General features: G+C 60.0%; 23 protein-coding genes and 1 pseudogene. 13 read left to right on the forward strand and 11 right to left on the reverse strand.

Annotation, left to right across the window (positions count from 1 at the left end):
* Positions 1–231: 231 nt before the first annotated feature.
* Entirely contained in the window at positions 232–456 is a 225-nt protein-coding gene (locus EAH78_RS11375) for a hypothetical protein (RefSeq protein ID WP_140667625.1), read from the forward strand.
* Between the two features lie 178 nt (positions 457–634).
* Here EAH78_RS11375 and EAH78_RS11380 read toward each other — a convergent pair whose 3' ends face one another.
* From EAH78_RS11380 to EAH78_RS11390, 4 genes and pseudogenes are all read right to left on the reverse strand, one after another.
* Complete coding sequence (locus EAH78_RS11380) at positions 635–2,086, reverse strand: FAD/NAD(P)-binding protein (protein WP_140667626.1); 1,452 nt, start codon at positions 2,084–2,086, stop codon at positions 635–637.
* Positions 2,087–2,316: 230 nt separating this feature from the next.
* Positions 2,317–2,523, reverse strand: a complete 207-nt coding sequence (locus EAH78_RS33290; protein WP_430539930.1) for a hypothetical protein — start codon at positions 2,521–2,523, stop codon at positions 2,317–2,319.
* A 53-nt stretch (positions 2,524–2,576) separates the two neighbouring features.
* A pseudogene (locus EAH78_RS33295) lies at positions 2,577–2,897 on the reverse strand (LLM class flavin-dependent oxidoreductase); the annotation flags it as partial.
* Between the two features lie 103 nt (positions 2,898–3,000).
* Positions 3,001–3,564, reverse strand: a complete 564-nt coding sequence (locus EAH78_RS11390; protein WP_140667627.1) for a helix-turn-helix domain-containing protein — start codon at positions 3,562–3,564, stop codon at positions 3,001–3,003.
* Between EAH78_RS11390 and EAH78_RS11395 the strand changes: the two genes are divergently transcribed.
* The 7 genes from EAH78_RS11395 to EAH78_RS11425 all read left to right on the forward strand — a co-directional run bounded on the left by EAH78_RS11395 (position 3,559) and on the right by EAH78_RS11425 (position 10,914).
* Positions 3,559–4,584, forward strand: coding sequence for a DMT family transporter (locus EAH78_RS11395; RefSeq protein WP_140667628.1), 1,026 nt, complete (start codon positions 3,559–3,561; stop codon positions 4,582–4,584). The two genes, EAH78_RS11390 and EAH78_RS11395, sit on opposite strands and share 6 nt — an antisense overlap.
* Positions 4,585–4,850: 266 nt before the next feature.
* On the forward strand, positions 4,851–7,769 hold the full coding sequence (locus EAH78_RS11400; RefSeq protein WP_140667629.1) for a monovalent cation/H+ antiporter subunit A: 2,919 nt from the start codon (positions 4,851–4,853) through the stop codon (positions 7,767–7,769).
* Positions 7,769–8,113, forward strand: coding sequence for a Na+/H+ antiporter subunit C (locus EAH78_RS11405; protein WP_007944721.1), 345 nt, complete (start codon positions 7,769–7,771; stop codon positions 8,111–8,113). The genes EAH78_RS11400 and EAH78_RS11405 overlap by 1 nt, the downstream gene beginning before the upstream one ends.
* The gene (locus EAH78_RS11410) at positions 8,110–9,795 is read left to right on the forward strand and encodes a monovalent cation/H+ antiporter subunit D (RefSeq protein WP_140667630.1); all 1,686 of its coding nucleotides are present in this window, start codon (positions 8,110–8,112) and stop codon (positions 9,793–9,795) included. Before EAH78_RS11405 ends, EAH78_RS11410 begins: the two co-directional genes overlap by 4 nt.
* Positions 9,792–10,280 carry a Na+/H+ antiporter subunit E gene (locus EAH78_RS11415; protein ID WP_140667631.1) on the forward strand — a complete coding sequence of 163 codons (489 nt, stop codon included), beginning with the start codon at positions 9,792–9,794 and terminating at the stop codon, positions 10,278–10,280. Before EAH78_RS11410 ends, EAH78_RS11415 begins: the two co-directional genes overlap by 4 nt.
* Positions 10,277–10,555: a K+/H+ antiporter subunit F gene (locus tag EAH78_RS11420; RefSeq protein ID WP_027924693.1), complete on the forward strand. Its 279-nt coding sequence runs from the start codon at positions 10,277–10,279 to the stop codon at positions 10,553–10,555. The genes EAH78_RS11415 and EAH78_RS11420 overlap by 4 nt, the downstream gene beginning before the upstream one ends.
* Positions 10,552–10,914 carry a Na+/H+ antiporter subunit G gene (locus tag EAH78_RS11425; protein WP_140667632.1) on the forward strand — a complete coding sequence of 121 codons (363 nt, stop codon included), beginning with the start codon at positions 10,552–10,554 and terminating at the stop codon, positions 10,912–10,914. The genes EAH78_RS11420 and EAH78_RS11425 overlap by 4 nt, the downstream gene beginning before the upstream one ends.
* Positions 10,915–11,036: 122 nt before the next feature.
* On the opposite strand, the gene EAH78_RS11430 is transcribed toward EAH78_RS11425, so the two are convergent.
* The 4 genes from EAH78_RS11430 to EAH78_RS11445 form a co-directional block, all read right to left on the reverse strand.
* A complete protein-coding gene (locus EAH78_RS11430) occupies positions 11,037–11,474 on the reverse strand; it encodes a DUF3995 domain-containing protein (RefSeq protein WP_140667633.1) in 438 nt (145 codons plus the stop codon).
* A 74-nt stretch (positions 11,475–11,548) separates the two neighbouring features.
* Positions 11,549–12,565, reverse strand: a complete 1,017-nt coding sequence (locus EAH78_RS11435; RefSeq protein ID WP_140667634.1) for an ABC transporter substrate-binding protein — start codon at positions 12,563–12,565, stop codon at positions 11,549–11,551.
* A 117-nt stretch (positions 12,566–12,682) separates the two neighbouring features.
* Positions 12,683–12,886, reverse strand: a complete 204-nt coding sequence (locus EAH78_RS11440; RefSeq protein WP_140667635.1) for a hypothetical protein — start codon at positions 12,884–12,886, stop codon at positions 12,683–12,685.
* Positions 12,886–13,335 (reverse strand): hypothetical protein, encoded by a 450-nt coding sequence (locus EAH78_RS11445; RefSeq protein ID WP_172825907.1) that lies wholly within the window; start codon positions 13,333–13,335, stop codon positions 12,886–12,888. The genes EAH78_RS11440 and EAH78_RS11445 overlap by 1 nt, the downstream gene beginning before the upstream one ends.
* Positions 13,336–13,767: 432 nt before the next feature.
* Between EAH78_RS11445 and EAH78_RS32675 the strand changes: the two genes are divergently transcribed.
* The 3 genes from EAH78_RS32675 (at position 13,768) to EAH78_RS11460 (ending at position 14,772) form a co-directional block, all read left to right on the forward strand.
* Positions 13,768–14,025, forward strand: coding sequence for a hypothetical protein (locus tag EAH78_RS32675; RefSeq protein ID WP_140667636.1), 258 nt, complete (start codon positions 13,768–13,770; stop codon positions 14,023–14,025).
* Between the two features lie 146 nt (positions 14,026–14,171).
* Positions 14,172–14,402 carry a hypothetical protein gene (locus EAH78_RS11455; protein ID WP_140667970.1) on the forward strand — a complete coding sequence of 77 codons (231 nt, stop codon included), beginning with the start codon at positions 14,172–14,174 and terminating at the stop codon, positions 14,400–14,402.
* Between the two features lie 130 nt (positions 14,403–14,532).
* Positions 14,533–14,772, forward strand: a complete 240-nt coding sequence (locus EAH78_RS11460) for a DUF2789 domain-containing protein (RefSeq protein ID WP_123435826.1) — start codon at positions 14,533–14,535, stop codon at positions 14,770–14,772.
* A 9-nt stretch (positions 14,773–14,781) separates the two neighbouring features.
* Here the strand turns inward: EAH78_RS11460 and EAH78_RS11465 are convergent, their stop codons facing one another.
* The 3 genes from EAH78_RS11465 to EAH78_RS11475 all read right to left on the reverse strand — a co-directional run bounded on the left by EAH78_RS11465 (position 14,782) and on the right by EAH78_RS11475 (position 17,314).
* Positions 14,782–14,985: a hypothetical protein gene (locus EAH78_RS11465; RefSeq protein WP_140667637.1), complete on the reverse strand. Its 204-nt coding sequence runs from the start codon at positions 14,983–14,985 to the stop codon at positions 14,782–14,784.
* Positions 14,986–15,105: 120 nt separating this feature from the next.
* The gene (locus EAH78_RS11470; RefSeq protein ID WP_430539931.1) at positions 15,106–16,770 is read right to left on the reverse strand and encodes a methyl-accepting chemotaxis protein; all 1,665 of its coding nucleotides are present in this window, start codon (positions 16,768–16,770) and stop codon (positions 15,106–15,108) included.
* 139 nt (positions 16,771–16,909) lie between these two features.
* A complete protein-coding gene (locus EAH78_RS11475; RefSeq protein WP_007907888.1) occupies positions 16,910–17,314 on the reverse strand; it encodes a TraR/DksA family transcriptional regulator in 405 nt (134 codons plus the stop codon).
* Positions 17,315–17,680: 366 nt separating this feature from the next.
* Here EAH78_RS11475 and EAH78_RS11480 point away from each other — a divergent pair, with 366 nt between their 5' ends.
* Together EAH78_RS11480 and EAH78_RS11485 are read left to right on the forward strand one after the other, a co-directional pair.
* Entirely contained in the window at positions 17,681–18,292 is a 612-nt protein-coding gene (locus EAH78_RS11480; RefSeq protein ID WP_140667639.1) for a glutathione S-transferase, read from the forward strand.
* A 25-nt stretch (positions 18,293–18,317) separates the two neighbouring features.
* Positions 18,318–19,421, forward strand: coding sequence for a DNA alkylation repair protein (locus EAH78_RS11485; RefSeq protein WP_140667640.1), 1,104 nt, complete (start codon positions 18,318–18,320; stop codon positions 19,419–19,421).
* Position 19,422 lies beyond the last annotated feature (1 nt).

Here is a 19,422-nt window from a genome sequence, read left to right on the forward strand (position 1 = left end):
TAACATTCAAAATAAATGTTGAATGTTAAGCAGCCTTCGCGAGCAAGCCCGCTCCCACATTTTGATTGGGTTGTGTCAGTTATTAGCCTTGAGCTTTTAAAGCCTCGACCGCACACCTCACTGACCATGGATCAACGTTCTCGATAACGACTATGCCCAAGGGTGTTTTTTCATCGCCGGGCTCCAGCACTACAGTGGCCACATCTTCTTCCCCCACTCTGGAGCAACATCATGAAAAGCCTCATCGGTCTTGGTTTCGCCCTGTCGGTCCTTGGCGCTACATCCGCCATCGCCGCCCCGCACGCCACCTCGCAAGTTGTCGCCGCCGTCAAGGTCAGCCAACCAGCGACCCTGAACGTGAACACCGTCGGCCTCGATCACAAGGACAGCCAGCCAAGCAAACTCTACGTCGCTGAAAACCGTCCTGAGTTCGGTTCGAAGTATCAGCGCTATTGATCAACGGCTTTGCGCCGCTTGAACCAAAAACCCCGGGTAGATCCGATCTACCCGGGGTTTTTCTTTGAGAGAGGAAACCTGTGGGAGCCAAGCTTGCTCGCGATGGCGGCCTGACATTCAACATTGATGATGACTGACCAGACGCAATCGCGAGCAAGCTCGGCTCCCACAGAGACATTTATCTCAATGGGAGCTCGTCAGCTGCTACCACTATTCGCGCCGCCAGGGCTTTGGCCTGTAGCGCTACGTCGGTGACGGCCGTGCTTTCCCACCACAAGCCTCGCAACGGCGGGCCCATGGCGAACAGGCGACGGGCGACCTGGCCATCGGCGTCCAGTACGGCACCGTCTGTCCCCGCAGCGATCCCCAGTGCCAGCGGCCCCGGCTGGATCAGTCCGCGCGCCAGCAATTGTTGCGGCAACGGTCGAGCGACCCGGCGCCAGTCATACTCGATACCGCTGGAATTGATCAACGCCGCGCCAGTCACCACACAGGTATCGGCCTCGCCACGGCGGCGAATGCGGATGCTGACGCCGCCCTGCGACACAAGCTCAAGCCCTTTGAACGACGCAGCCTGAATCCGCAACCGCCCTTTCCGGTGTAACCGCTCCACCAAAGCCGCACTCAACGGTGGCGAACGGTGGTGATGACTTTCCCACCATGGCCGCACATGCCGCACAAACTGTCGACGCTGCAGGTCCGTCGCCTGATTCCACAACCGTCCAATGTGCGCCCGCACGGTGTCGAGAGGTGCTTGCCAGTCAATGCCTTGGGCGATCGCCTCCCGGCACTGCCGCCGCAGTTCGCGCACCAGTTGGCGGGGTGTGCGAAGGCTGTGATCGTCGGCGAGAAAATCCACCCAGGCCGGCGGTTGCCGACGCACATGCGGCAACAAGCCGTGGCGGGAAAACACTTCGATGGGGCCGCGATGCCCGGCTTGTTCCAGTGAGACCACGGCATCGACCATGGTCAGGCCGGAACCGATGATCAGCACTGTCGACTGCGGGTCGAGCTGGCGCATGGCGGCGACATCCCACGGATCGAGCGCTGCGGCGTTCAAACCGCTGGACTCGGTCTGTGGCGTGCGTGCGGCGGGGAACATGCCAGTCGCCAGCACCGCAAAAGCGCCCTGCAAGCGTTGACCGTCACTCAAGGTCAGCCGTACCCAATCGTCGTCCGTTTGAAGATCGATCACTTCCGCCCGCACATGCTCGACGGTTGAGCCATGCAACGCCCCGACGGCTTGCGCTTCGGCCAGACGTTGCTGTACGTACACGCCGAACAGCCCTCGTGGCGGGAACAACTCGCTGATTGGCACCGGTTGTTCGGCCGATTCCGGCCAGCCACCGGCGGCAATGTGCTCGGTTAGCCATTGCGTCAGGTCATCGGCGTTGTCCGGATCGACGCTCATGCGCGCCGCGTTGCCGTTGAGCGTATGACCCAATTCGACGGCGCTGTAGGCTTCGCCTCGACCGAGCTCGGCACGCGGTTCGATCACCAGCACCGAACGCCGGCCCGGCACGCGCAACAACTGCGCCGCCAGCATCGCGCCGCTGAGGCCGCCGCCGATGATCAGGATGTCGGAGTGGCGGGTGTCGTCGGTCGTCTGTGCGCTCTGGATTTCGCTCATGCCATGCTCGTTGGTCAAATGGAATGCTGCTGCGTGCCACCTTAATGCGTTGCTCTCCCGCACACAAATACCGCCTTTTGTAGGAGTGAGCCTGCTCGCGATGGCGGTGTGTCAGGCTCCCTCAATGCAGGCTGATACACCGCCATCGCGAGCAGGCTCACTCCACAGGTGACCGCATTGTCTGGGGGACAGGTGATCAAATGTGGGAGCGGGCTTGCCCGCGAAGGCGTCTACGCAGACGCCACCTTCTTCTCCTGCTGCCGCAACGCCGCCAGATCCCGATACCCTGCCCCCGGATGACTCTCTGGCAACCGCGCCCCGTCTCCAAACAACTTCTCGCGCAAGGTCCCCGGCGCATACTCGGTCTTGTACACCCCGCGCTTCTGCAACTCCGGCACCAGCAATGCCACGACATCGATGAAGGTTTCATGGGGCATGCGCGTCAGCCAGGTTAAACCCGTCCACGTCGGTCTCCTCCACCCACTCTTGTCCGCCGCTCGCGATCACGCAGAATCGCGCCCTCTTCCCAAAGCTTGTAACAAACCTCCAGGTACTCCTCGGCGAAGTTGTAACGGGCGTCGTGCTCAGTCTGATTCTTCTAACCGATGTTCTTCGCGCCACTTTCCAGATATGACGTGACGATGTTCCAGCCGGCGCGGCCCTTAGTCAGGTGGTCGAGCGTCGACAGACGTCGGGCGAATGGATAGGGGTGCTCGAAGGACAGCGACGCGGTCAGGCCGAAACCCAGATGCTCGGTGACGAGCGCCATCGGCGGGATCCGTTGCAGCGGATCGTTGACCGGCGCTTGTGCCCGAAAGCTATTTCCTGTTGTTTCAACAGGTTGGTGAATCTTCAGAGAAAAATCTGCAGCTTTGGAAAAGCAAAGTGTCTATCCACTGTTGATCGGCAAACAGTCAGATCACCACGTTACGCACAAACCGCGTCGCCACCGGGCCATCGTTGCGATAGGCATGGGGCTGGTTACTGGCAAACATGAAGAACTCACCGGCAGCAATGTGCTGCGGCGTGTCGCCCAACATCAGGGTCAGGCAGCCTTCGAACACGTAGATCTGTTCGCTCCAGCCTTCGGCATCCGGTTGCGAGGGGTAGATTTCCCCCGGTTGCAGGCACCATTCCCACTGTTCCACTTCGCGAGTCGCAGAGGCCTTGGACAGTAAAACGGCTTTGCTGCCGGGGATTAATCCAGCCCAGGCCACTTCGTTGATGCGGCTCGGGTCGCGGGCGTCAGGGGCCTGGATGAGGTCGCTGAACCTCACGTCCAGCGCTTCGGCCACGCGGTCGAGGGTGGTCAGGCTGACGTTTTTCTCGCCGGCCTCGATGGCCACCAGCATCCGCCGGCTGACTCCGGACTTTTCGGCCAGCGCGGTCTGGCTCATGTCGGCGGCATGGCGCAGGCGTCGGACGTTCAGGCTGACGTGCTGGAGGACCGAAGCCCGTTGCGTGGAATCTTTGTGCACTATATTGCTCACTCGGTGGGGTTGGGCAGTATACTGCGCAACATTCGGCGCATTGTGCGTCCCCCTCAGGTAGCGCGCAAGGTCATGACGTCGGTGAACTCTTCTTCCCCCCGTTTCTCACGGTTCAGCAAAGCCGAGTGCGTGCTGGTGCTGATCACCATGGTCTGGGGCGGCACATTTTTGTTGGTGCAGCACGCGATGACCGTCAGCGGCCCGATGTTTTTCGTCGGCCTGCGCTTTGCCGCCGCGGCGATCATTGTGGCGCTGTTCTCCTGGCGTCACCTGCGGGAACTGACCCTGTTCGAACTCAAGGCCGGGGCCTTTATCGGTGTGGCGATCATGCTCGGCTACGGCTTGCAGACCGTGGGTCTGCAAAGCATTCCCAGCAGTCAGTCGGCGTTTATTACGGCGTTGTACGTGCCCTTTGTACCGTTGCTGCAATGGCTGGTGCTGGGACGTCGCCCGGGATTGATGCCGAGCATCGGGATCATGCTGGCGTTTACCGGGTTGATGTTGTTGTCCGGGCCTGCCGGCGCGTCCTTCAATTTCAGCCCCGGTGAAATCGCCACGCTGATCAGCGCCATCGCGATTGCTGCGGAGATCATTCTGATCAGCACCTACGCCGGTCAGGTCGATGTGCGGCGGGTGACGGTGGTGCAATTGGCGACCACTTCGGTGCTGGCATTTTTGATGGTGGTGCCGACCCAGGAACGGATTCCGGACTTTTCCTGGCTGCTGTTGTGCAGCGCGTTGGGCCTGGGCGCGGCGAGTGCGGCAATTCAGGTGGCGATGAACTGGGCGCAGAAAAGTGTTTCGCCGACCCGGGCGACCTTGATTTATGCGGGTGAGCCGGTGTGGGCCGGGATTGTCGGGCGGATCGCCGGGGAGCGCTTGCCGGCGATTGCACTGCTGGGCGCGGGGTTGATTGTGGCGGCGGTGATTGTGAGTGAGTTGAAGACCAAGGGTAAGGGTGTGGCGGCGGAGGAAGAGTCGGAGCCAGAAACATCGGTTGAACCTTGATAAGTTGGTTGCCGGATAGATCGCCTTCGCGAGCAAGCCCGCTCCCGCATTAGATCTTCAGTGAACACAGAATGCGTGTACGACTGAGATTAAATGTGGGAGCGGGCTTGCTCGCGAAGGGGCCAGACCTGCTAAACACTGGTCCCGGAAACAATGTGAATCAGGCTTTTTCCGTCTACCGTGTAGGATTCTGCGACAGCTTGGCGTTTGGCGATCTTGGGAGTGGCACGTATGATGCTTCACAAACTTCCGCAGATTAGAAGCCTATGTCCCTGATAGTTCTACTGCTTCTGCCTTTCATCGGCAGCTGTCTGGCAGCCGTCCTGCCACACAACGCGCGCAATACCGCCCCCCTGCTGGCCGGCCTGATCGCACTGATCGGCACGGTCCAGGTCGCGCTCTTGTACCCCCAAATCGCCCACGGCGGCGTGATTCGCGAAGAATTCTTCTGGCTGCCAAGCCTCGGCCTGAACTTCGTCCTGCGCCTGGACGGTTTCGCCTGGTTGTTCTCGATGCTGGTGCTGGGCATCGGTACCCTCGTCTCGTTGTACGCGCGTTACTACATGTCGCCGGACGATCCGGTACCGCGGTTTTTCGCGTTTTTCCTGGCGTTCATGGGCGCCATGCTCGGGCTGGTGATTTCCGGCAACCTGATCCAGATCGTGTTTTTCTGGGAGTTGACCAGCCTCTTCTCATTCCTGCTGATCGGTTACTGGCACCACCGCAGCGATGCACGACGCGGCGCCTACATGGCGCTGATGGTCACCGGTGCAGGCGGCTTGTGCCTGCTGGCGGGGGTCATGCTGCTCGGCCATGTGGTCGGCAGCTATGACCTGGACAAGGTCCTGGCCGCCGGCGATCTGATTCGCGCACATGCCCTCTACCCTATTCTGCTACCCCTGATCCTGATCGGCGCCTTGAGCAAAAGCGCGCAATTCCCCTTCCACTTCTGGCTGCCTCACGCGATGGCGGCGCCGACACCGGTTTCGGCCTATCTGCACTCGGCGACTATGGTCAAGGCCGGGGTGTTTCTGCTGGCACGGCTGTGGCCTTCGCTATCCGGCAGTGAAGAATGGTTCTACATCGTCAGCGGCGCCGGGGCCTGCACCCTGTTGCTCGGCGCGTACTGCGCGATGTTCCAGAACGACCTCAAGGGGTTGCTGGCTTACTCGACCATCAGCCACTTGGGCCTGATCACACTGCTGCTGGGCTTGAACAGTCCGCTGGCCGCCGTGGCCGCGGTGTTCCACATTCTCAACCACGCGACCTTCAAGGCCTCGCTGTTCATGGCCGCCGGCATCATCGACCACGAAAGCGGCACCCGCGACATTCGCAAGCTCAGCGGCCTGATCAAACTGATTCCGTTCACCGCCACCCTGGCCATGGTCGCCAGCGCCTCGATGGCCGGTGTGCCGCTGCTCAACGGTTTCCTCTCGAAAGAAATGTTCTTTGCCGAAACCGTGTTCATCAATGCCACGGCTTGGGTCGAGTGGAGCCTGCCGATCGTCGCGACCATCGCCGGCACCTTCAGCGTCGCCTATTCACTACGCTTCACCGTCGACGTGTTCTTCGGCCCGACCGCCACAGACCTGCCACACACCCCACACGAACCGCCGCGCTGGATGCGTGCGCCGGTGGAGTTGCTGGTGTTCACCTGTCTGGTCGTGGGGATGTTCCCGGCGCAAGTAGTCGGTTCCATCCTGGCCGCCGCGGCCTTGCCGGTGGTGGGTGGCACCCTGCCGGAATACAGCCTGGCGATCTGGCACGGCTTGAACGCGCCGATGATCATGAGCCTGATCGCCATGTCCGGCGGCATCGTGCTCTACCTGCTGTTGCGCAATCAGCTCAAGCGCGGGCGCTTCAAGTACCCGCCAGTGATTGGCCGGTTCAGCGGCAAGCGTCTGTTCGAGCGCAGCCTGGTGATCATGATGCGCCTGGCCCGTCGTCTGGTGCGCCGGATCAGCACCCATCGCCTGCAAACCCAATTGTTCCTGGTGGTCCTCGCCGCCGTGCTGGCCGGGTTAATCCCGATGCTCCACAACAACCTGAGCTGGGGCGATCGGCCGAAAATTCCGGGTTCAATCGTGTTCGTGACTCTGTGGTTACTGGCTATTGCCTGCGCCCTCGGCGCGGCGTGGCAGGCCAAGTATCACCGACTCGCGGCCCTGACCATGGTCAGCGTTTGCGGCCTGATGACCTGCGTGACCTTCGTCTGGTTCTCCGCGCCGGACCTGGCGTTGACGCAATTGGCGGTCGAAGTGGTGACCACGGTTCTGATCCTGCTGGGCCTGCGCTGGCTGCCTCGGCGGATCGAGGAAGTCTCGCCACTGCCGAGCACCCTGCGCAAGGCGCGCATCCGGCGTATCCGCGACTTGCTCTTGTCGACCGTGGTCGGTGGCGGCATGGCCTTGCTGGCCTACGCGATGCTGACGCGCCAGACGCCCAACGACATTTCCTCGTTCTACCTCAGCCGCGCCCTGCCCGAAGGCGGCGGCAGCAACGTGGTCAACGTGATGCTGGTGGACTTCCGTGGCTTCGACACCCTCGGTGAAATCACCGTGTTGGTGGCTGTGGCCCTGACCGTGTTCGCCCTGCTGCGACGCTTCCGCCCGCCGAAAGAAAGCCTGCAGCTGCCGGCGCAGCAACGCCTGTTGGCGCCGGACGTGGTCACCGACCTGGTCAACCCGCGCCACGCCAGCGATACCGCACTGGGCTTCATGATGGTCCCGGCGGTGCTGGTGCGCCTGCTGTTGCCGATTGCCCTGGTGGTGTCGTTCTACCTGTTCATGCGCGGGCACAATCAACCGGGCGGTGGTTTTGTCGCCGGGTTGGTGATGTCGGTGGCGTTCATCCTGCAATACATGGTCGCCGGCACGCAGTGGGTCGAGGCGCAAATGAGCCTGCGACCGCTGCGCTGGATGGGCACCGGGTTGTTGTTCGCCACGGTCACCGGACTCGGGGCCATGGCCGTCGGTTATCCGTTCCTGACCACTCACACCTGGCACTTTTCACTGCCGGTGCTGGGTGACATTCACATCGCCAGCGCGCTGTTTTTCGACATTGGCGTGTACGCCGTGGTGGTCGGTTCGACACTGTTGATCCTCACCGCCCTCGCCCACCAATCGGTTCGCGGCCACAAAACCGCGGCCCAGCCCAAACCCGTCGCCACGCAAGGAGCCGTCTGATGGAAGAAGTCATCGCAATCGCCATCGGCGTGCTCGCGGCCTCCGGCGTCTGGCTGATCCTGCGGCCACGGACCTTCCAGGTGGTGATGGGCCTGTGCCTGCTGTCCTATGGCGTCAACCTGTTCATCTTCAGCATGGGCAGCCTGTTCATCGGCCGCGAGCCGATCATCAAGGACGGCGTGCCGCAGGACTTGTTGCACTACACCGACCCACTGCCGCAAGCGCTGGTACTGACCGCCATCGTGATCAGCTTCGCCATGACCGCGTTGTTTCTGGTGGTGCTGCTCGCTTCCCGGGGCTTGACCGGGACCGACCATGTGGATGGCCGGGAGCCTAAAGAATGAATGCGATGACGCACCTGATTGCCGCACCGATTCTGCTACCGCTGTTGACCGCCGCCATCATGTTGATGCTCGGCGAGAAACACCGTCCGCTGAAGGCCAAAATCAACCTGTTCTCCAGCCTGCTCGGCCTGGGGATTTCCGTGTTGCTGCTGCAATGGACACAAACCACCGGCGTGCCGGGCTCCATCGGCGTGTACCTGCCGGGCAACTGGCAAGTGCCGTTCGGCTTGGTGTTAGTGGTCGATCGCCTGTCTGCGTTGATGCTGGTGCTGACCGGGATCATCGGCGTCAGCGCCTTGCTGTTCGCCATGGCCCGCTGGGACGGCGCCGGTTCCAGCTTCCACGCACTGTTCCAGATTCAATTGATGGGACTGTATGGCGCATTCCTGACCGCCGACCTGTTCAACCTGTTCGTGTTTTTCGAAGTGCTGCTGGCGGCGTCCTACGGTTTGATGCTGCACGGTTCCGGCCGGCCGCGGGTGTCGGCGGGGCTGCATTACATCTCGATCAACCTGTTGGCGTCGTCGCTGTTCCTGATTGGCGCGGCGCTGATCTACGGCGTCACCGGCACGCTGAACATGGCCGACCTGGCGCTGAAAATCCCGCTGGTGCCGGAAGCCGATCGCGGCTTGCTGCATGCCGGCGCGGGGATTCTCGCGGTAGCGTTTCTGGCCAAGGCCGGGATGTGGCCGCTGAACTTCTGGCTGGTGCCGGCCTACTCCTCGGCCAGCGCACCGGTGGCGGCGATGTTCGCGATCATGACCAAGGTCGGGGTCTACACCTTGCTGCGCTTGTGGACGCTGTTGTTCTCCGGTCAGGCCGGGGCGTCCGCCTACTTTGGCGGCGACTGGCTGATCTACGGCGGCATGGCGACGATTGTCTGCGCGGCATTGGCGATTCTCGCGGCGCAACGCCTGGAAAAGATGGCCAGCCTGAGCATTCTGGTGTCGGCCGGGATTCTGCTGTCCGCCATTGGTTTCGCCCAACCAAACCTGATCGCGGCGGCGCTGTTTTATCTGCTCAGCTCGACCCTGGCGTTGAGCGCGTTGTTCCTGCTGGCCGAGTTGATCGAGCGCTCGCGTTCGGTCAATGAACTGCCGCTGTTCGACGACGCCGACCTGATTGCGCGACCGGCGCCGGCTGCGCAACCGCTCAAAGGCATCAACCTCGATGATGATCAGAAAGCCGTGGTCGGCCAGGTGATTCCCTGGACAAAGGCCTTCCTCGGCCTGAGCTTCATTGCCTGCGCGCTGCTGATCATCGGCATGCCGCCGCTCTCTGGGTTCATCGGCAAACTCAGCCTGCTCAACGCCCTTCTCAACCCGTTGGGCCTGGGTAATGGCGTCGGCGAACCGGTATCGAATGCGGCGTGGGGATTGCTGGCGCTGTTGATTCTGTCGGGGCTCGCCTCGCTGATCGCGTTCTCGCGCCTGGGTATCCAGCGCTTCTGGACCCCGCAAGAACGCCCATCACCGCTGCTGCGCCGCTTTGAATGCGTACCGATCATCGTCCTGCTGGGACTGAGCATCGCGCTGACCTTCAAGGCTGAACCGCTGCTGCGCTACACCCAGGCGGCCGCTGACTCCTTGAACAACCCTCAGCAATACGTAATGGCCGTGCTCGGTACGCGTGCCGTGCCAAGCCCGGAAGCCAAGGCGGCGATGTTGGAGATGCAACCATGAAGCGCCTGTTTCCTGCGCCCTGGCTGTCGTTAGCACTCTTGCTGTTATGGCTGGTGCTGAACCAGTCGATCAGCCCTGGCAACCTGTTGCTCGGTGCGATGCTGGGCTTCTGCGCGCCGTTGATGATGCGCAAGTTGCGACCATTACCGATTCGTATACGTCGCCCGGACGTGATCCTGCGCTTGCTGCTGGTGGTCTGTCGCGATGTGGTGATGTCCAACCTCGCCGTGGCCTGGGGCGTGCTCAACGCCGGTCGTCGTCCGGCCCGCTCGCGCTTCATCAAGGTGCCGCTGGACTTGCGCGACGCCAATGGCCTCGCCGCGCTGTCGGCGATCTGCACCGTAGTGCCTGGCACCGTCTGGTCGGAGCTGGCGCTGGACCGCAGCATCCTGTTGCTGCATGTGTTCGATCTGGATGACGAAGCGCTGTTCATCCAGCACTTCAAGGCGACCTATGAGCGCCCCTTGATGGAGATCTTCGAATGAGCGCATTGCTGTCGAACGCCATCCTGGCGAGCCTGTTCCTGTTTTCCGTGGCGATGATCCTGACGCTGCTCCGCCTGTTCAAAGGGCCATCGGCCCAGGATCGGGTTCTGGCTCTGGATTATCTATACATCATCGCGATGCTGATGATGCTGACGCTGGGCATTCGTTATGCCAGTGACACCTATTTCGAGGCGGCGCTGTTGATCGCCCTGTTCGGTTTCGTCGGCTCGTTTGCCCTGGCGAAATTCCTGCTGCGTGGCGAGGTGATCGAATGAGTGGCGAACTGTCGCTGTGGGTTGAGATTCCGGTAGCGATTCTGCTGCTGCTCAGCAGTCTGTTCGCGCTGATCGGCGCCATTGGCCTGGTGCGGATGAAGGATTACTTCCAGCGCATGCACCCACCGGCGCTGGCTTCGACCTTGGGTGCTTGGTGCGTGGCGTTGGCGTCGATCATTTACTTTTCGGCACTCAAATCGGGGCCGGTGCTGCATGCCTGGCTGATTCCGATTCTGTTGGCGATTACGGTGCCGGTGACGACGTTGCTGCTGGCTCGGGCGGCGTTGTTTCGCAAGCGTATGGCTGGGGACGATGTGCCGGCTGAGGTGAGTAGTCGGCGGAGTGAGCGTGGGAGTTAGGTCCGAAAATTTTCGTTGACTGGACTGGCCTCATCGCGAGCAAGCTCGGCTCCTACATCGGTAACACGGCTTAGATCACCGTAGGAGCCGAGCTTGCTCGCGATAGCGATTTCAGCAGCAGCTCAAATCCATGCCACTGCCAACAACCCGGCCCCCAACACCACACACAACGGCGAATACACCCAGGTGTCGAGCCGGGCAAACTTCGAATCCTTGACCTCTTTGAAAAATCCCACCAGGTTCGAATCGCCAATCGCCCGGGCGAACATCAGTATCGCAATGCCACTGATCACCCATTGCAGCCAGCCGTCCTGCACCGCCGGCAAACACAGACCGACCCGCAGGCACACCAGCATCGCAATCAGCAGCAACCCCACCGCCACCAGCAACGTCACGAACCCCGACGGCTTGAACGCCGGCCTTGATTGCGTACCGCCCACCCCAGGCACTCGCGGTATGGCCGCCTCGCTGCCCAACTTGCCACCCGACGCCCAATACACGTGGACCAGGCTAATCATCAGAAAGATTGAAGCCATCCATTGCGCAACCAACAGGTTCATATTCAGTTATCCATCCAGTGAGAGCACACGTGCTCCGGGCGGCGATAGCGAATGCAGTTGAGTGGATCACCTGTTTACTTCAGGTCGGCGGAGACCTTATCAGCCACCTCCTTGGGAAGCCATGCCTTCCAGACGTCCGGGTGCGCCTTCATGAACGCTTCCGCGGCCTGGCGTGGCGGGGTGTGTTTTTCGCTCATCTCGGCCAGCGCCTTGTTCAATGGATCGATGGGCAAATCGACCTTGCTGAAGAACTCGGTGATTTGCGGGTACTGTTTTTGAAACGGCGCAGACACACCGATGGACAACTTCGAGGCCAGTGAACGGGTCGGTTTTGGATTTGGATTGTCGGCGTCGGTCAGGGTCTTCCAGGCTTCGGCGTCGAAGGGTGGCTCCTCCAGCTGGATCAGCTTGAAGCGTCCGAGCAAGGGCGTCGGTGACCAGTAATAGAACAGCACCGGCTTGCCGCGATGGATCGACGAGGTGATTTCCGCGTCCAGCGCCGCCCCGGAACCGCTGCGAAAATTCACGTAGCTGTCGTTCAGGCCATAGGCGGTAAGTTTCTGCTTGTTCACCACCTCCGACGTCCAGCCGATCGGACTGTTGAGGAAGCGGCCCTTGCCCGGGGTTTCCGGGTCGTTGAACACGTCTTTGTATTTGGGCAGGTCGCTGACACTGCGCAGCTCCGACGCCAGTGGCTTGATGCCTTTGGCCGAGTCACCCTTGATCACGTATTCCGGAACCCACCAGCCTTCGGTCGCGCCCTTGACCGTATCGCCCAGGCTGACGACCTTGCCTTCGGCCTCTGCCTTGACCCAGACCGGGCTGCGACCGGCCCACTCTTCGCCTATGACTTGAATGTCATTGTTGGCCAGCGCGGTCTCCAGGGTAATGGTGGTGCCCGGCAAGGTATCCGTCGGTAGTCCGTAGCCCTTCTCGACAATGATCCGCAGGATATCGGTGATCAGGCTGCCGCTTTCCCAATTCAGGTCGGCGAAGTGGATCGGAGCCTGGGCGGCATATACCGGAACGGGTGACGCCAACAACCCGACACTGGCCACGGACGCAGCCAGTAACCGTCGAAATCCTTTCATGCTTTTGCACCTCGTGCTGTTCACAGCAATAGCAGGATGGCCTGATGGAAGACCGCGGGCCTCAAAATATTCAGTCAATTGACTGTAGTAGAGGATCCTGATGTCGAGGGGCTGGATTTAATTTTCGGAAGATTCCTGCAAGCGGGATAGCTCTCTTCTGACCATGCTGGCGAACGCCGCCGGACGCAGCGTATAGATCTGTGACGCCACCCAATTCAGCCAGGTTCCCTGCAGAACAGCCTTCTGCTCGAACAACCGAAGGGCTTCAGTGTGGGCACTGGCCTGGTTCTGTTCGTGGAAATCGGCGCGGGTCAGGGTCATTACTCGCTGGCCTTGAAGGTCACCAGTTCGCCCTTGCGCCACTTGGCGGCTTTGGCGGTCACGGCTTTCAGGGTTTTAGTCAGGCCTTCCTGCAATTGTTGATGGGCGGCGAACACCATCACCACGCTATGACCTTCCTTGAACACAATTGCCTGACCATCGGCGGTGGTGACAAACGCGTAATCGCCCAGGCCATACACCGTCAATTTGATTTCGCGGAACTTGATGTCCAGCTTGCCGCCTTCGCGACTGGGCAGGACCGAAGCGCTGAAGTGATCGCCAACCTTGAGTTTGAGCCCAGGCTTGTCATCCACCACCAGCGCTTCTTCGGTGTCGATCTCGGCAATGTAAATGCCTTCGGCGTTCTGTTCGGTGACGTAGACGAAACGAGATTGGAACTGTTTAACCAACTTTGCGCGCAAATCACCCAGCACGAACAAAGCATGCATATCGAGATTACTTACTGCCAAGGAAACATCCCCACATCTGAAATGGATGCCGCACGCAGGAAAAGCGTGCAGCAGAAAAAAGCGGCCATGCCGAGGGTCTAGCAAAAAAACCGGGTTGAAATCCTGATCCGGGCAGAGGGCTCATGCATCGCGAGGACCGTGAGCGTACTGGAATAACACTCGCGCCGTCTTCCCTCAACGTCGTCAGATGTTGAAGGAAAATGCCCTTCTTGCTGCCAGAGGAAACAGGACTACCAACTTTAAGGAAAAAACCCTACAAGAAAAGCAATTTTTCCGACAGATCGTCGGCAAAAAATTGCTTTAGATGGTCACCACTCGCTAAGCCGTGATGACGATTCTAGAGCAGCGATGCTGACAGAGACTAGCCAAAACGGCGTACATACGTCGGCAAAACAATGAAAAGGACTTCATATGTGCACAATGACTCACTTTGCAACCGCCCAGACGCCTGACGCGCAGACCTCGCTGCCGCCTCAGGGGTTGTTCGAACACCCTCCATTTTCCGCTGAAAATTCTACCCGGCCAAGGTTTCAGGTCGTTCTGGCCGGGCACGCGTTCTTTCATATCAAGGAAACTTCCACAGGACGCGTCAGAGGTTTCCGCGGTGACCACAACCAGGCCTGCGCGCTAGCCCGCTCACTTGAGTCCCGCGAATCAAGCAACCGTTGAGTTCATTTCAATAGACGTTTCGTCACACCGCCGAGTTAACTCAGCCGTCAGCGGGCAACTACTGCCATACTGCCCGCCCCATGAAACCCGTTCCCACGTCGGACGGCGCTCAAAACAACAAAACATTTCCAAGGGAAGGCTGCTACGTGACGGAATTTGATATCGGCGAATTTATTATCCGGGGCGAAGCCAGAGAGGTCGACGGCGAATTCCAGGCAGTGATAGTTATGCGCGCCAAACCGAAGTTGACCACAGTGACGTATCACCAGGTCGAGAAAGATCGCTGGTTCAAAACGGCAGATGTCGCCGCCGTCGCCGCTCAGGAAGCGGCCATAGAACTGAAGGCTGCCGTTGATGCAGGCGCATTGAAAGCCTGATCATCGAATTTGCCGTCTATGCTCACTCCTGCTTTTGAACATCCATCGAACTCCTGAAGCGCGGCCTCCTCAGATGCATTGAAGCCGCACTTCAGATCTCGCATTCGACGCGACCCACCAGGAGATGAACATGGATTCACCCACACACGACTTGAAAGGTTTGTTCGACCAACTTGGCCTGGACTCCAGCCAAAAGGGTATCGACGATTTCATCGCCAGCCATTCACCATTGCCCGACGACAAGAAAATGATCGACGCCGAGTTCTGGACCCCGCAACAAGCCGGCTTCCTCAAAGAACAACTGCGTGAAGACGCCGATTGGGCGCGAGTGGTCGACGACCTGAACCTGCGTCTGCACCAGGTTCACTAACCCGCACACTCAGTGCAGGCTGTCCGGTGATTCAGCATTCAATTGCGCCAGCCAGGCAGCCCTGCACTCTTCGGCTTCATCGCGACTGGAAAAAGCCGTCCCCCGGCGCTCACCGTTTAGCAGCACAACCCAACAAACGCTTTGCCCCGTCGCGCGCAAACAGGCGGGCACCCCGCTGCCAATCATCACCGCGACATCCACTTTGCTTTGCATGCTGGCCTCTCGAATTTCATTAGCAACCTAACTATATAGGCATGTTAATGAATTCATCCGCGAGGAAACAGCAACGAGGCTGCACAGCTTCGTTGCCGCAATCGTAACAATGGCCAACGTCTAGCGTGGACCCTGCGGCTTGTAACCCAGGCGCAAACCGCCCCAATGCCGGCCCTTGACGAGGATGGGCACCGAGAGGTCGTGCATCAGTTCGCCGGTGTCACGGGTGTAGGTTTGCAACAACACAGGCTGTTGATGGCTGCCACAGCGGATACCGGTGCGGTCAGCGAATTTGCGCTTGGTGCGGTTTTGCAAGGTATCGACCTTTGCATCGCCCGTCAGAGGTTGGCTGAAAACCTTGTTGTGAGTCGGCACATAACCCTGCTGCGTGCAGGCGATGGCAAACACCAGGCCTTCATGACGTGGCAACAACGGCTCCTGAATCGTCGGCAGGACCTGATCGGTGTAGCGGTCGAAACGGGTCTGGAACTTGGCCGGGCTGGTGTTGGGGATCGCCTGGTAATTGCGGTCAAACAAGTCATCGAGACTGACACGGCCCTGGTCGATATCCGCTTCGAAACGCGCGGCAATCTGGCTCGCGCCCTCCCGGGCGAGGTCATAAATCCGTTGGTGATAATCATCGAGTCCGACTTCGGCCAGGCGTTCGCTGATGGATTCGGCCTGTCCTTCCATTTGCACGGCGGCTTGGGCCAGACGCTGGGTCTGCTGGTCGCTGACCGCCAGATCGCTGCGCATCTGTTCGATCGCATGAAACAGGCTGTCGAGTTGCTCGCGATTGGTGTCCGCGCCACGGGCGATTTCCCCGACCTGATGTTCGACACCCGCGGCCAGGCGCGCAATGTTTTCCAGGTGTTGACCGGTGTGCTCGACCTGTTCGACACCGGTGTCAAGGTCGCTGGACAGTTGGCGGATCTGCTCGACGACCTGAGCGGTGCGTTGCTGAATATCGGCGACCATTTCGCCGACTTCACCGGTCGCCGTCGCGGTGCGCGCCGCCAGACCCCGTACTTCATCGGCCACCACCGCAAAACCGCGCCCGTGCTCCCCGGCCCGCGCCGCTTCGATAGCGGCGTTCAACGCCAGCAGATTGGTCTGGCTGGCGATCGACTGGATCACCAGGCTCACCCGCTGGATATCGTCACTGCGCAGGCTCAGGGCCTCGATCAGCTCGCGACTGTTGCTGGCGCGCTCGCTGAGTTGATGCATGCGGGCGATGGACTCGATCAGTTCCTTGCGCCCGGCCGCGCCGCTCTGATGCGCTTCACTGGCGGCGCCGAGCGCTTCGCGGCTGAGTTTGGACGTGACTTGTTCGGTCGCGATCATCGCCTCGGCATTGCGAACAATCTGTGCCGCTGCGCCGAGTTGCGATTGCAGCTTGTCCGCCAGTTGCTTGACCGAAAAGGCCACGCCGGCCGCAGACAGTGCGTTATGACTGGTGGTGTAGGAAAGATCGCGGGTCAAAGCGGTGATGGCGCTGAGGTTTTCCGCCGGCGAGTCTTGAGGCGCAGCGCGAGAACGCAGACGCGGCAACCAGACAATCAGCACCGCCAACGGCAGGCCAACGTAAAGCGGCCAGCCACCCAACGCCATGCCGCACAACAACAGCATCAGGGCGATGCTTTGCAGGGTCGGCGTCAGCCACGGGTTTTTCGGCAAAAGCACTGGCGCAGGCGCGGCCGTCGCCAGAGATCCGTCTCTCGTCATCTTCGTCACCCCACGATCTTCTAATTGTTGTCTTCGCATTAAACGCCACCACAAGGCCATTATCTATGGTCCATTAGTCGCGTGTACTGCAGCAGATCAATAGAGGCGCGAGAGGTTTTTCGCAGACGAAAAAAAGCATCGCGGGCCAGCCTTGCTCCTTTGGGAGCGAGGCTCGCCCGCGATGCGGGGCGCTACGAAATCAGGCCTGACGCTGGTGCTTGTCGATCTGTTCGTGACGCTCTTGCGCTTCGATGCAGTACTTGGTAGTCGGGCTGATCAGCAGGCGTTTCAGGCCAATGGCCTCGCCGCTGTCGTCGCACCAGCCGAAGCTGTCTTCTTTGATGCGTTCCAGAGCCTGTTCCAACTGAGGCAGCATGCGCTGGTCGCGATCGATCGCGTTGACCAGCCAGGTGCGCTCTTCTTCGACCGAAGCCGCGTCTGCCGGATCGGCCGGGGTGTCCAGGCTCTCGATGGCGATGCGGTTCTGCTCGATGCGCTCATGGGTTTCGACTTTCATGTTCTGCAACAGCTCAGAGAAGAAAGCATGTTGCTCAGCATTCATGTAGTCATCCGCCGGCATGGCCAGCAACTTGTCCTTTGTCATTGATATCTCTATAAAAAAACGTGCATTAAGGCGAATTAGGGAGCGTTCCGGCGGACCTGTTGAAGGCCATCGGAAAGGCGCCGTTTATTCCAAGCGCCACCCGGCACTCAATTTACGAGGGGCGGCAGTCTAAGGCCGACTTGAGGCCCCAGCAACTGAAAAGTCAGCGAATTTGTCCGACAAGGTACGCAAAGTGCTCTACTGCGACCGTTGCGGCGGTTATCGGAGTGCGTTTATAGCAAGAAATTCAATCGAGCGGCTGTATATAGAAGACAAACGGCCGCACAAGCCCTCCTTTTGCTTGCAGGACGCGGATCCTCAGCTAAGGTTGACCGTCCCGAAATGGTCCTCTGCAGGAGCGTATTAATGAAGCTGATCGGCATGCTGGATTCACCCTACGTACGGCGCGTGGCCATTTCCGCCCAACACTTGGGCATCGACCTGGAACATCAATCGGTCTCAGTGTTTCGGCACTTCGAGCAATTTCAACAGATCAACCCCGTGGTCAAGGCACCAACCCTGGTGCTGGACGACGGCGACGTGTTGATGGATTCGACCCTGATCATCGACTATCTCGAAGCCCTCGCCGGCCCCGGCAAAAGCCTGATGCCCGGTGAGCTCAAGCAACGGCTGCGCGCCCTGCGTGTGATCGGTCTGGCGTTGGCGGCGTGCGAGAAATCGGTGCAGCTTTATTACGAACGCAACCTGCGCCCAGCCGAGATCCAATTCCAGCCATGGATGGAGCGCGTCGAAGGCCAATTGGCCGCCGCTTATTCTTTACTCGAACGCGAACTGGAAAAGCAGCCGCTGGCGAACGGTGCCTTGATTGCCCAAGACGGGATTACGGTGGCAGTCGCCTGGAGCTTCACCAATCTGGTGATCCCCGATCAGGTCGATGCCGAGCGCTTCCCGCGCATCGCCGCGTTCACCGCGCAGGCAGAAAAGCTTGAGGCGTTCATCAATACCCCGATAACCTGAGCCGCCCTCCCGACCGGACTCACCCATGACCGCCGCCGAACAATCCGCCCCGGCGCTGAAGGAAATCTTCAACGCCGAGCGCCTCAAACACATCGCAACCGAAATGACGGCGGTTTACCCCGGTTTCAATGCCAAGGCCTTCCTGAAGAGGGCCAACGACGGCCTCGCCGATCTGTCGATCATGCAGCGCATGGCGCGGGTCAGTGAATGCCTGCATGCAGCGCTGCCGTTGGGGTATGACGAATCGCTTGAGGTGCTGCGCGCCCTCGCCCCTCGGCTGAACAGTGGTTTTGTCAGCATTTCGCTGCCGCATTATGTGGCGACGTATGGCGCGCATGAGTTCGAGCGGTCGATGGAGGCGCTCAAGTACTTCACCGCGTTTGGTTCAGCGGAGTTTGCGGTTCGGTATTTTCTGCGCAGTGACTTGAAGCGTTCATTGGCGCTGATGCAGGAATGGTCGCAGGATGAGAATGAGCATGTCCGGCGTCTGGCCAGCGAAGGCAGTCGACCGCGGTTGCCGTGGTCATTTCGGCTGGAGCAGGTTCAGGCCGATCCGACGCTGGCGGCGACGATTCTCGACAACTTGAAGGCCGATGAAAGCCTTTATGTGCGCAAGTCCGTGGCCAACCATCTCAATGACATCACCAAGGATCATCCTGAGTGGGTGTTGGACCTGATCGAAGGTTGGGCGCTGGATAACAAGCACACGGCGTGGATTGCCAAGCATGCGTTGCGCAGTTTGATCAAACGGGGCAATCAGCGGGCGCTGGCGATTATTGGGGCCAGCGGCAAAGCCGAGGTCGAGATTGTTGGGGTGCAGGTTGAGCCGGCGGTGATTCGGCTCGGGGAGAAAATCACCCTGTCCTTCAACGTAAAATCCACGGTGGCGGAGAGTCAGCGCTTGGTGATCGACTATGCGATTGATTACGTCAAAGCCAATGGCAGCTCGTCGGCGAAGGTGTTCAAGCTCAAGGCCTTGACGCTGCCCGGCAACGCCACCGAATTCGTCAGCCGAGGCCAGCAGATCAAAGAACTCACCACCCGCAAACACTATGTAGGCGTGCATGCCGTGCACATCCTGATAAACGGCGAACGCTTGGCCAGCACCTCATTCGAAATCCTCCCCTGAC

It is taken from the genome of Pseudomonas arsenicoxydans (genome assembly GCF_006438915.1).
GTDB classification, from domain to species: Bacteria; Pseudomonadota; Gammaproteobacteria; order Pseudomonadales; family Pseudomonadaceae; genus Aquipseudomonas; species Aquipseudomonas arsenicoxydans_A.